Below are 12985 nucleotides of genomic sequence, written 5' to 3'. Positions count from 1 at the left end.
CGATCCCCCTATGTAACATAAAAAACGGCATGTTCCTCATGCCGTTCTTATCTTCTTATTATAACATAAATGATAATGAGCGGAACGAATAACCGTTATCTTCCAATTATTTCTACTTCGGTATGCATATCAACACCAAATTTACCCTTAACTGTACGCTTTATCAATGCAATCAAGTCTAATACATCTTGCGCTGAGGCCACACCAGTATTAACAATAAAATTCCCATGCATTTCAGAAATTTGAGCTCCACCTATTGTATAACCACGAAGCCCTGCTTTTTCTATTAAATCTCCTGCAAAATATGGGACTGGATTTCGAAATATACTTCCTGCACAAGGATGATTCCAAGGCTGCGTTTCACGGCGATAATCTTTATTCTTTTGCATGCTTCTTACAATTTCCTTACGTTCGCCTACTTCCAATTGGAATTCAGCTTCCAAAACAATACCAGGGCGTTTCGTTTGCAATACAGATGTACGATAAGAAAACCCCATTTCGGTATTCGTCAACCAATTAATTGTTCCATTTTCAAACAAAATACGAGCTTTCGTTAGTACACTCGATATGTCAGACTTATGAGCGCCTGCATTCATATACACTGCACCACCGACACTTCCTGGAATACCACTTGCAAATTCCAAGCCAGCTAATCCCTGTCGACTAAGTAAAGTTGACAATTTAATAAGAGGATATCCAGCACCAACTCTTACTTTATGTTTTTCGACTTCTAAGTGGTCTAATCCTTCCCCTAAACGAATAACCACACCTTCTATACCTTGATCAGATACAAGAAGATTCGAACCACGACCAATTACAGTCCACCGTGCCTTGTACTTCTTTACTAACTTTAGCGTTTTCTCAATATCAGCAACATGCTTTGGCACAATTAAAATATCAGCTGGTCCACCTATTTTCATAGTCGTGTAACGCGCTAACGGTTCATTAACTAACACGCGACCAACATTTGCTTCTAAAAGCTCTTTTACTAATTGTTCCATAGACAATCTCCCCCATATTAAGTCTCCTTATTACAGTAATATGCAGGGCGTTCACCTAATGTTATTTTTTAATAAGCTTGTTCATTACCTCATATAGCTTATTTGCTGCATCTGGAATACCAAGTTGTTTAGCAGCCAGTTTCATATTTTGTAATGTTTGTGTATCCAATAAAATTTCATCAATATCACGAATAAGCATTTCAGATGTTAAATCTTTTTCAAGTAGCATTTTAGCTGCTCCTTTATCAACAACTGATCGTGCATTTTTTTCTTGATGATTATTTGTTACATACGGACTCGGAATTAATACACTTGGCTTTCCTAATGCTGTTAATTCTGCAAGCGTTGTAGCCCCTGCTCTTGAAACAACAAGATCTACACCAGTCAGTACCTCTGGCATATTATGAATAAAAGGTTTAATAATAACATTATTCGGATTCCCTTTTTGTTTCACAGCTTCCATAACTTTATCATAATGTACTTCGCCTGTTACATATAATACTTCGTAACTTTTATTCCCAAATTGTTCAATCGCTTCTACAAAAGCATCGTTAATCGGTCTAGCCCCGCGACTCCCACCAAAAATAAGCACTGATTTTTTTGAAAGAGATAGTCCTACCGAGCGTTTTCCTTTCATTCCATTTTGGTCCAATACTTCTGATGCACGTGGATTACCTGTCATAACCACTTTTGACTGTGGGAAATGTTCTGCAGCTGCTTCAAAACAAACTGCAACTTTATCGACATAACGACTTAAAAATTTATTCGTTACACCAGGTACACTATTTTGTTCATGTACAATAGTCGGAATACCTAATTTAGCCGCAGCATATACAACTGGCCCACATACGTATCCACCCGTACCAATAACAATATCAGGGTTAAAACGACGAATATATCGTTTACTATCTTGAACACCTTTTAGGAAACGCATCACCGTTTTTACATTATCAAGAGATATTTTCCGTTTAAATCCACTTATAACAATAGATTGGAACGGAATACCCGCTTTCGGTACGATGGTACTCTCTAATCCATTCTCTGTACCAATGTATAAAAACCTTGCTTCCGGATTTAATTTTTTTATTTCTCTAATTAAAGCAAGAGCTGGATAAATATGACCTCCAGTACCCCCACCACTTACTAATACTCGCACTACTAATTCCTCCACTTCCCTGTTCTTATTCAATCGTATTTATTTCTATATACATATTGTATTTTCCACACATACGAAAAACCCTGTCTTTTAAACAGGGTTTAATAGCGAGAATGGCGACTTATATTCAATAATACACCTACTGCCATTAACATTAAGGTCAAACTTGATCCACCATAACTTAAAAATGGCAAAGTAATACCCGTAACAGGCATCAGTCCTGTTACAACACCAACATTAATCATTACTTGAATCGCAATCATCGCCACAATACCTACTGCTAAAAACGTACCATATAAATCTGGCGCTCCTAATGCTATACGAATCCCGCGCCATAGTAATAGACTAAATAATAATAACACAAATGAACCGCCAATAAAACCTAATTCCTCGGATAAGATTGCAAATATAAAGTCTGTTTGTGGTTCAGGTAAATAAAGAAACTTTTGTCTACTTTGTCCAAGTCCAAGACCAAATAAACCACCAGGTCCAATTGCGAGTAACGATTGAATAATTTGAAATCCACTTCCGAGCGGATCCGACCACGGATCTAAATATGATGTGATGCGTTTCATTCGATATGGTGCTGATGCAATTAACCCTACAAATCCCGCTGCACCAAGCAAACCAAACATTGCAAAGTGAAAGACCCTTGCTCCCGAGATAAATATCATAATAATACATGTCCCAACCATTACCGTTCCCGTACCAAGATCTGGCTGTAACATAATCATCCCAAAAGCAAGAAATACAAAACTTAGAGCAGGTAGTAATCCACGTTTAAAAGATGTAATTAATTTTTGTCGTTCCGCTAAAAATTTTGCTAAGAAAATAATCATCGCGAATTTCATAAACTCTGACGGTTGAATGGAGAATGCCCCGATTCCAATCCAACTTCGTGCTCCCCCGCGAACGAGACCTACTCCTGGAATTAAAACGAGAATAAGAAGAACGAAACAAACTAGCAAAATTACTTTTGAATACGTGCGCCACACCCAATAATCAATTTTCATTATAAAAAACATAGCCACTACACCAATACTCGCAAACAACAATTGTCTTTTTGCAAAAAAGAATGAATCCCCCATTTTATAAGAGGCCCAAACCGCACTCGCACTATAAACCATAATCATTCCGATTGTTAACAACGCAAGTGTAACGATGATGAGAATAAAATCAGGCGTTTTCTTCATTACCCATGAACACCACCTCTTTAGGCAGAACCTTTTGCCCTATGTAACAAAACATCAGTAGGTGTTAGCCTACTGATGTTTTGATTTACTTTATATAAGTTTATGCACAGCTTGTATAAAAATGTCTCCTCTTTCTTCAAATGTTTTAAATTGATCCCAGCTTGCACATGCTGGTGAAAGAAGAATTACATCGCCATCCGTAGAATGAGCGTAAGCTTTCACTACTGCCTCACCTAAAGTATCGACACTTTCAATTACATCTAATCCCGCTTTTTCAGCCGCTCTTACTAATTTTGGCGCAGTTTGTCCAAATGTTACAATCGCTTTGACATGTTTAAAGTATGGAATTAAATCGTCAAATTCATTTCCGCGATCAAGTCCGCCAGCCAATAAAACAATCGGTTGTGTAAATGCAGACAATGCTTTTTCTGTCGCTAACATATTCGTCGCTTTTGAATCATTATAAAACTTACGATTATTAATCGTTGTTACATATTCTAAGCGATGCTTTACACCTGTAAAACTTTTTAGCACAGCAGTAATTGCTTCATTAGAAACACCTAGTAACTTCGCAATACTCATCGCTGCTAAAATATTTTCTAAATTGTGCTTACCAGGTAAAACAATATCGCTTACTTCAACCACTTTTTCGCCTTTAAAATAAAGAGCGTTTTCTTTTATATATGCACCATCTTCAATTTCTTTCGTAGTCGAAAATAGTACTTTTTGTCCTTTACTTTGTGCCGATAACGCCATTACATCTGCATCATCCGCATTAATTACACTATAATCTGTTTCAGTTTGGTTTTTGAAAATATTCGCTTTTGCCAAACCATACTCTTCCTTCGTTCCATGGTAATCTAAATGCGCTTCAAATAAATTTAAAAATGCAGCAATTTTAGGTTGGAACGTCTCTACTCCCATCAACTGGAATGATGAAAGTTCTGTAACTACAACTTCATTTTCTTTTGCAGCTTGTGCAACTTCACAAGCTACTGTTCCGATATTTCCCGCAATAACAGGTTGCTTTTTGCCTTCTTTTAACATTTCAAACGCAAGCATTGTCGTTGTTGTTTTACCGTTAGATCCCGTAATTCCAACAAATGGGGCTTCTGAAATACGATATGCTAATTCAACTTCAGTGACAATCGGAATTTGCTTTTCTTTCGCCGCCACTAGTAGTGGATTAGAATATGGAATCCCTGGATTTTTTACGACAAGTGAAATGTTTCTTTCCAACAATTCTAACGGATGTCCACCACAAACAACATCCATACCCTTCGCTTGCAATTCAGCTGCAGGCACGTTACCCGCTAATGGTTTCCCATCATTTACAATAACGCTTGCACCTAATTCTTTTAATAAAGTAGCTGCTGCATAACCACTTTTAGCAATACCTAATACAAGAACATTTTTATTTTCAAATTCAGTTATAGTTTTCAATTACATCCACACCCCGATATAAATTCCTAACACAGCTAGTAAAAATCCTACAGACCAAAACGTTACAACAACGCGCCATTCTGACCAACCACATAATTCGTAATGATGATGTAATGGACTCATTTTAAAGACACGCTTTCCTGTTGTTTTGAACGAAATAACTTGGATAATAACAGATAAAGTTTCTGCTACGAATACACCGCCAATAATAACGAGTAACAATTCTTGTTTTAACAAAATCGCTACAGCTGCAATTGCTCCCCCTAAAGCTAGAGATCCTGTATCGCCCATAAATACTTTCGCTGGATTCGCATTGAATACTAAAAAGCCAAGTACAGCTCCTACAACTGCCATACAGAAAATCGCTACACCAAATTGTTCTTGAGCCACAGCAATAATACTAAATGCCCCGAATGCAATAGCAGCTGTTCCTGATAATAAACCATCTAAACCATCTGTTAAGTTAACCGCATTCGATCCACCAATAAGCATAAATAATACAAGAACAAAGTATGCCCATCCTAATTCGAATTCAACATCCGTTCCTGGAATCATAATATAAGTATGAAATGCTTGCCCTTTTCCAATTAAAAAGAACGCAATAGCAATTACAAGCTGACCAATCAATTTTTGTTTTGATGTTAAACCAAGATTTCTTTTCTTAACTACTTTTATATAGTCATCTAAAAATCCGATTAACCCATATCCAAATGTAACTAATAACAATAATGATACTTCTGCACCTAAATTGTTAAATTTAATCGCCATAATGAGCGTAGTTACCATCATGGATACATATATGACAATACCACCCATCGTTGGTGTCCCCGATTTCTTTTGGTGTGACTTCGGTCCTTCGTCACGAATACTCTGTCCGAACTTTAACTTTCTTAAAAATGGAATAAATAATGGCGAAAGGGCAACAGAAATTAAAAATGCTACCCCGGCCGTTACTAATAAACCTTGTTCAAGCACATGTAGTCCTCCTCTCATGCTGTTACTCTTTGTTGTTTAAACGCTCCGTGATTGCTTCTTTAGCGACTTCACGATCGTCAAAATGATGAACTTCCTTACCAATAATTTGATATGTTTCATGCCCTTTACCAGCAATAATAATGATGTCCGCATCTTTTGCTTTAGCAATTGCACAACGTATCGCTTCTTTTCTATCAATAATTACCTCGTAATTATTCCCATTTGCACCATTTACCATATCATCTAAAATAGCCTTCGGATCTTCACTTCTTGGATTATCTGATGTATAAATTGCATGTGTTGCATATTCTGTTGCGACACTTGCCATTATCGGTCTTTTCGTTCTATCTCTATCACCACCGCAACCAACAATACAATATACATTCCCTTTTGCAAATTGTTTCGCTGTTTTAAGTACGTTCTCTAAGCTATCCGGTGTATGTGCATAGTCAACAATAACTGTGTAATTTTGTCCACCATCAACAACTTCAAAACGTCCAGGAACACCAGCAAGCTCTTTAATTACATCAATAATTGTTTGCAAGCTCACTCCTGAAACAAGACCTGCTGCTGTAGCAGCTAACACGTTGTATACATTAAACTTGCCAATTAATTTCATCGTAACATTGACAGTTTCATACGGTGTTACAAGGGTAAATGTTGTACCGCCACTCGTCATTACGATATCTCGTGCCATAATGTCGCTTGCAACATCTATACCGTATGTTACAACAGTAGCTGCTGTACTTCTCATATACTCCTCTGCTACTGGATCATCACTGTTTAATATAGCGTATTTTTCACGATTATGATGATAACTATTGCCAAGCTGTGCAAAAAGCAACCCTTTCGCATGCTTATATTCTTCCATCGTTTTATGATAGTCTAAATGATCTTGTGTTAAATTCGTAAATACTGCAACATCGTAATCGCACCCGTGTACACGGCCAAGATCTAAAGCATGAGACGAAACTTCCATTACTGTGCTATCCACACCTTGTTCAACCATTTTAAAAAACGTCTGTTGAAGTGTTAGTGCATCTGGTGTTGTATTTTTCACCTCAAATGTTTCATCACCGATTTTCATATTAATCGTTCCGATTAGCCCCGTTTTATGACCATGTGCGCGCATAATTTCATCCATAATATGCGATGTTGTTGTCTTTCCATTTGTACCTGTAATACCGATTAAATGTAACTTGTGTGTTGGTTGGCCATAAAAATAATCAGCTAAAACCGCTAGCGAACGAAAAGTATTTTTCACAAGTACAACTGGAACGTCAACATCAATTGGTCTTTCCGCAACAATAGCAGCCGCTCCTTGTGCGGCTGCTTGCTTAGCAAAGTCATGGCTATCAACCGTATATCCTTTCATACATATAAATAGGCTTCCCTCTTTCACTTTACGTGAATCCGCTTCAATAGATGTTATTTCTGGATTTTCTTTTGGAACAACTGGAAAATCATGCAAACATGATAAAAGTGTATGCAACTTCATTTCACTAAACCCTCTCTACATTGTTTATTTATCTCTTATTTTAGCAAGTAACACGTTACCTCCTATTTATATAAAAATAGAAGGTAAGTGCTACTATAGCCTAATCAATAGATTTATTTATTAACGAGACACTTATCGTCTCAAATAAAGCAATTTCCCTATAAAAAACTCACTTCCACCAATTGTACCATAAAAAACAATCAGTTACCTTTAATTCCCGAAGTAAATTCTAACTTTTGAACCCTCTTTTACTTTAGCTCCTGCTTCTGGTGATTGTTTAATTACTTTCCCACCATCACCACTTATATCAAGCTTCAAGTCTACAAGTTGCGTTTGTAAATCTTTCTTTTTCATACCAATTAAATTCGGAACTTCCACAGTTGGTGTATCGCCCCATTTATATTCTTTCTCAACTTGCTCTTTTCTCGGTTCCACTCCCATTACAGGAAGTGCGTCACGAAGAATATTCCCAACAATAGGTGCTGCTACAACTCCACCAAATTGAGTGACTCCTTTTGGGTTATCCACAGCTACATAAACAACAATTTGCGGATCATCGGCTGGAGCAAAACCGATAAATGATACAATGTAGTTATTATCTAAATATTTTCCGTCTTTTACCTTTTGGGCAGTTCCAGTTTTTCCACCTACACGATATCCATCAATGTACGCTCCTTTACCAGAACCTTTCGCTACAACATTCTCTAATGCATACCGAACTTTCTCTGAAGTTTCCTTGGAAATAACTTCCCTTTTCGCAACTGGTGTCTTTTTGCTGACAACTTGATTATTCTTCGGATCAATAAATTCCTTCGCTATATATGGCTGATACAAAGTTCCACCATTTACAGCGGCCGCTACTGCTGCTACTTGTTGAATCGGTGTAACAGAAACACCTTGCCCAAATGAAGTCGTCGCTTGCTCGACTGGACCAACTTTATCTAAATTAAATAAAATCCCGCTACCTTCACCTTGCAAGTCAATTCCGGTCTTCTGTCCAAACCCGAAATTGCGAATGTATTTAAACAACCGATCTTTACCAAGTCGATCACCGAGTTCAATGAATCCTGGGTTACAAGAGTTTTGAACTACCTCTAAAAACGTTTGGCTACCATGGCCTCCAGCTTTCCAGCAGCGCAATCTAGCTCCACCAACTTCAGCTGCTCCATCATCATAAAACGTATCTTTCTCTAAGTCTACCAAATTTTCATTCAAGGCTGCAGCTAATGTAATAATCTTAAATGTTGACCCCGGCTCGTACGTACTCCATACAGGTAAGTTTCTGTTATATACTTCGGGAGAAACACTTTGGAAATCTGCTGGATCAAAACTCGGCCGACTTGACATACCTAAAATTTCACCATTTTTCGGATTCATTGCAATTGCGATCATGCCATCTGGATTATACGTTGACTCCGCAATATTCATTTCTCTTTCCATAATTCTCGTAATGCGTGCATCAATCGTTAGTCCCAAATTCAAACCAGCTTCTGGCTTTTTGAAATCATCACCTACATTAGGCATTCTCTGCCCTTTCGCATCTGCAAAAAATCGCACATGACCTTTATCACCATTTAACTCTTTATCATAATATTTCTCTAGTCCCATAAGCCCTTGATTATCACTGCCCGCAAATCCTAATACGTGTGATAAAAAATTACCGAATGGATAGTACCGGATAGAATCCTCAGCAATATACACACCCTTTAAACTTAATCCGCGTACTTCTTTCGCTTTGTCATGCGATATTTTCCTTCCGCCTTTATCAAGCCTTACAATCGACTCTTTTTTTGTAATCCGCGTATAAATATCATCTTTTTCCACACCTAATACTGCAGCTAACTTCTCTGCAGTCTCTGCTGGTTTTTCAATTTGCCTCGGCACAACAAAGACGGTCGGTGCACTTTTATTCGTAGCAAGCTCCACACCATTTCGATCTAAAATCTTCCCTCGCTCTGGTTCAAAAGTAATATTACGACTCCATGAATCCTTCGCACGATCTGTTAACATATTCCCAAGAAAAAATTGCACATATCCAAGACGAATATCGATGATGGTGAAAATGAGTATACCCGATATAAGTATAAAAATAAGTCGTTTCCTAACTGTTACATTTGATACACGCATATTGGAACAAGCCTCCCTTACGCCTAGCTTGTTCCAATATATGCTTGTACTTATTTAATTAGAACTTCTTCCCTATTACCATTATGACTTTTCTGCTTCTTGCTGTGGCTCAAGTGGTGGTACGAGTGTTACACCTAGTTCTGTACCAGGTTGCAACAATGTTCCTTCCGCCACACTTTGTTCCGTTACATATCCTGTACCAGAAGGTTTTAAGTTAAGCTTTAATGTTTTTGCTAAATTCATAACATCACGCAGTGCCCATCCCTGTATATTTGGCATTGTAGGCTTATCTCCTACTAAGAAGACTCGATCACCTTTTAATGTTTGTTCAGTTGCTTTTGGCACTTGCTGCTGTACTTTACCTTCACCTAATACAATTGGACGAAGTTTTGCTTTATCAATTGCTTTTTTCGCTTCATCCATCGTTTTTCCTGTTACATCCGGAACGACAGTTTGTTGCTCTTTCACATATTTCTTCGGATCCTTTACTTCATTTGGCTTAATCTTTAAATACTCTAAACTATTTTTCGTTACATATTTAAAGATATCAGCTAAAGGTTTAGCCCCGTTTTCATCATCTTTTAATTTCGGCTGTTTAACGGCCACATACACAACAAGTTGTGGATCGTCCATCGGTGCCATACCTAAGAATGAGAATATATAATTCTCTCTTCCTGTCATATAGCCACCTTTCCCGTCAGGAATTTGTGCTGTACCTGTTTTACCACCGACTGAATAGCCATCAATTTTATATGCAGTCCCTGTTCCTTTCGGTGATGTAACAACACGTTCTAGTAATTGTCTTACTTGCGCGGCTGTCTCTTTGGTAACAGGTTTTCCTACTTCTTCTGGTTTATGCTCTAGCTGTACTTTACCTGTTATTGGATCTACAATTTTATCAACTGTATAAGGTTTCATCATTTTACCATCATTTGCAATCGCTGTTGCAGCTTGTACAAGTTGAATCGGTGTAACTGTAGAACCTTGTCCAAATGCCGTTGTTACTTGTTGTATTTGTTGATCAAATAAAATTGTATTTGACCCTTCACCAGGTAAATCAATGTTTGTTTTTTCATCTAATCCAAAACTGTGAATATACTTTCGAAAACGCTCTGGACCAAGTTTTTGATCCCCTAAAATTGCGAACGCTACGTTTGAAGATCGCTCTACCCCTTCATCAAAAGTAATAGAACCCCATCCAGCGCCGCCGTTATGATCTTTTATTTTGCGATTATCAACTTGATATGTACCAGACTGATAAAAGTCTTGCCCATTGTATACACCTTCATTAATGGCCGCCGCTAATGTGAAAATCTTCATTGTTGATCCCGGTTCAAACGCATTTGCAATGGCGTCGTTGAAGAAATATTTAATTTGACGATCATTAGGGTCATAACTAGGTTTACTAGACATCGCTAATATTTTCCCTGTCTTCGGATCCGCAACAATCCCTATTAAATTTTCTGGTTCATAATGTTTACTCGCTTCTTTCATCGCGTCTTCTAAATAACTTTGAATACGTTGGTCAAGCGTTAAATACACATTATCTCCATTTTTAGGTGCCTTTACATTCACTTTCCCACCGTCAAGAGATACTCCTTTACGGTCACCTGTATAAGCTACCTCACCATTAGAAGCACCTAAATATTTATCCAAACTCTTTTCTAAACCAAATTGACCGACTGAGATTCCATTTTCATCAGGTTTCGCATGACCTATGACGTAAGATGCGAAATCACCGTTTGGATAAACTCTCGCATTTTCGGTAATAAAAGAGATTCCCGGCAATTTCAATGCTTCTATTTGTTCTTTCTTTTCTTTCGTCAAGTCCTTACCCAATGTTCCAAATTCCACTTGGCTTCTGCCTTCTTTATTTAAAGTAGCTAAAATTTTATCTTCATCTTTTCCGAGTACTCCTGCGATTTTCTTTGCAGTATCCTCTTTATCCTTAACAGCGTTAGCCCCTTTTAACTCGGCTACAAGTTTATAAGAATTTGCATCTTGCGCTAGGACATGACCATTTTGATCATAAATTGTTCCTCGATTCGCTTCGAGAACTCCCTTTTTACTATGTTTCTGCTCAGCAAGTTTCTTTAAATCATGATTGTCCACTGTTCCGGTTACTTGTATGTAAAAAAATCGGGCTAATAACAGCAAAAAGAGCAGGAGGAAAAATATCATAAAATAACCTGCTCCCTTATTGGTATGAAATTTGGTCATATTTCTCTTCATCTTTTCTTCACACCTATTTGCCTTACTTTAGGCCTTTCACGTTATTCGCATTAATTTCTAGCCCGTGTTTTTTTGCAACTTCAGCGATACGCTCATAACGACTTAATTTCTCTACTTCAGCCTGCAATTCTTGATTTTCCTTTTGGTTTTTCACAATTTGTTCTTCTATCGTCGCTGCTTCTACATTCACTTGATAAAGACCCGCTTTATTCCCAATAAAAGCTACACAAGCATATAATAAAAATCCAATAAACGTTACATACAATAGCTTTTCAATTCTTGTAATTTTCGCTTTAACTTTTGGCTTAACCATCTGCTGTGGCGGCGTTTGAATTTGTACCTCTTCTTGCGCCTGTTGTTTATACTTTACAGCTAAATTAGTCATACCTCTCTCTCCTTTTTATCGTTTTTCAGCGATTCTCAACTTCGCAGAACGCGCTCGATTATTTTCTTCTAATTCAATGTCAGAAGGTAAAATCGGTTTTCTTGTAATAAGCTTTAATTTCGGTTTAAATTCATCCGGAATAATCGGTAGTCCCGGCGGTAATTGTGGCGTTGTGCTATTTCGCTTAAACGTCGTTTTACAAATACGATCTTCTAAAGAATGGAACGTTATAACACTAACTCTTCCACCAGGCTTGACCATATCAATTGCAGACTCCAACGCCTCTTCAAATACTTTTAATTCATCATTTACAGCAATACGAATCGCCTGGAATACTCGCTTCGCAGGATGTCCACCTGTTCTACGTGCCGGAGCTGGAATACCTTCTTTAATTAATTCTACTAATTCTCCCGTCGTTTCAATAGCCTTATTCTCGCGATACGCTTCAATTTTCCTTACTATTTGCTTTGAAAATTTTTCTTCGCCGTATTGGAAGAAAATTCTTACGAGTTGTTCATATGACCAGCTGTTTACAACATCATATGCTGTTAATGGGGCATCTTGATCCATCCGCATATCTAACGGTGCATCATGATGATAACTAAAGCCACGCTCTGGTGTATCTAATTGTGGGGATGAAACACCTAAATCGAATAAAATCCCGTCTACTTCTGTGATACCTAATTCATGTAGTTTTTCAGATAAATAACGGAAGTTGCTCTTCACTGTTACAAATTGTTCACCATAAGAAGAAAATTTTTCCTTTGCATTTTGAATCGCTATTTCATCTTGATCAAATGCTATTAATTTTCCACCATCTGTTAGCTGAGATAATAAATAAGAACTATGTCCTCCTCCACCCAGTGTACAATCTACATATGTACCACTCGGCTTTATATCTAAGCCATCTACTGTTTCTTTCAAAAGTACTGTTACGTGTTTGAACATTGCTGCACCTACTCTTTTTCCAATTAA

Annotated in this window: 10 protein-coding genes; all 10 read right to left on the bottom strand. The window is 37.6% G+C overall.

Annotated features, from left to right (window positions below; genetic code table 11):
• Positions 1–95 precede the first annotated feature (95 nt).
• Positions 96–1001 carry a UDP-N-acetylmuramate dehydrogenase gene (murB, locus tag JDS80_RS03095; protein ID WP_071771519.1) on the bottom strand — a complete coding sequence of 302 codons (906 nt, stop codon included), beginning with the start codon at positions 999–1001 and terminating at the stop codon, positions 96–98.
• A 61-nt stretch (positions 1002–1062) separates the two neighbouring features.
• Complete coding sequence (gene murG / locus JDS80_RS03090; RefSeq protein WP_071746844.1) at positions 1063–2157, bottom strand: undecaprenyldiphospho-muramoylpentapeptide beta-N-acetylglucosaminyltransferase; 1095 nt, start codon at positions 2155–2157, stop codon at positions 1063–1065.
• A gap of 101 nt (positions 2158–2258) precedes the next feature.
• Positions 2259–3350 carry a stage V sporulation protein E gene (gene spoVE, locus JDS80_RS03085; protein ID WP_000753514.1) on the bottom strand — a complete coding sequence of 364 codons (1092 nt, stop codon included), beginning with the start codon at positions 3348–3350 and terminating at the stop codon, positions 2259–2261.
• Positions 3351–3440: 90 nt separating this feature from the next.
• Entirely contained in the window at positions 3441–4793 is a 1353-nt protein-coding gene (gene murD, locus JDS80_RS03080) for a UDP-N-acetylmuramoyl-L-alanine--D-glutamate ligase (RefSeq protein ID WP_199637053.1), read from the bottom strand.
• Positions 4794–5768, bottom strand: a complete 975-nt coding sequence (gene mraY, locus JDS80_RS03075; protein WP_000893066.1) for a phospho-N-acetylmuramoyl-pentapeptide-transferase — start codon at positions 5766–5768, stop codon at positions 4794–4796.
• A 22-nt stretch (positions 5769–5790) separates the two neighbouring features.
• A complete protein-coding gene (gene murE / locus JDS80_RS03070) occupies positions 5791–7266 on the bottom strand; it encodes a UDP-N-acetylmuramoyl-L-alanyl-D-glutamate--2,6-diaminopimelate ligase (protein WP_199637051.1) in 1476 nt (491 codons plus the stop codon).
• A gap of 210 nt (positions 7267–7476) precedes the next feature.
• Positions 7477–9393: a stage V sporulation protein D gene (locus JDS80_RS03065; protein ID WP_002121911.1), complete on the bottom strand. Its 1917-nt coding sequence runs from the start codon at positions 9391–9393 to the stop codon at positions 7477–7479.
• A gap of 81 nt (positions 9394–9474) precedes the next feature.
• Positions 9475–11625 (bottom strand): penicillin-binding protein, encoded by a 2151-nt coding sequence (locus JDS80_RS03060; RefSeq protein ID WP_472926349.1) that lies wholly within the window; start codon positions 11623–11625, stop codon positions 9475–9477.
• A gap of 22 nt (positions 11626–11647) precedes the next feature.
• A complete protein-coding gene (gene ftsL / locus JDS80_RS03055; protein WP_000182807.1) occupies positions 11648–12010 on the bottom strand; it encodes a cell division protein FtsL in 363 nt (120 codons plus the stop codon).
• Between the two features lie 15 nt (positions 12011–12025).
• Positions 12026–12958 carry a 16S rRNA (cytosine(1402)-N(4))-methyltransferase RsmH gene (rsmH, locus tag JDS80_RS03050; RefSeq protein WP_000472513.1) on the bottom strand — a complete coding sequence of 311 codons (933 nt, stop codon included), beginning with the start codon at positions 12956–12958 and terminating at the stop codon, positions 12026–12028.
• Positions 12959–12985: the final 27 nt, after the last annotated feature.

The sequence above is a fragment of the Bacillus cereus group sp. N8 genome, assembly GCF_016483685.1.
GTDB classification, from domain to species: Bacteria; Bacillota; Bacilli; order Bacillales; family Bacillaceae_G; genus Bacillus_A; species Bacillus_A proteolyticus.
Note: the sequence above shows the minus strand (reverse complement) of the source record. Positions and strands in the feature narration are given on the sequence as shown.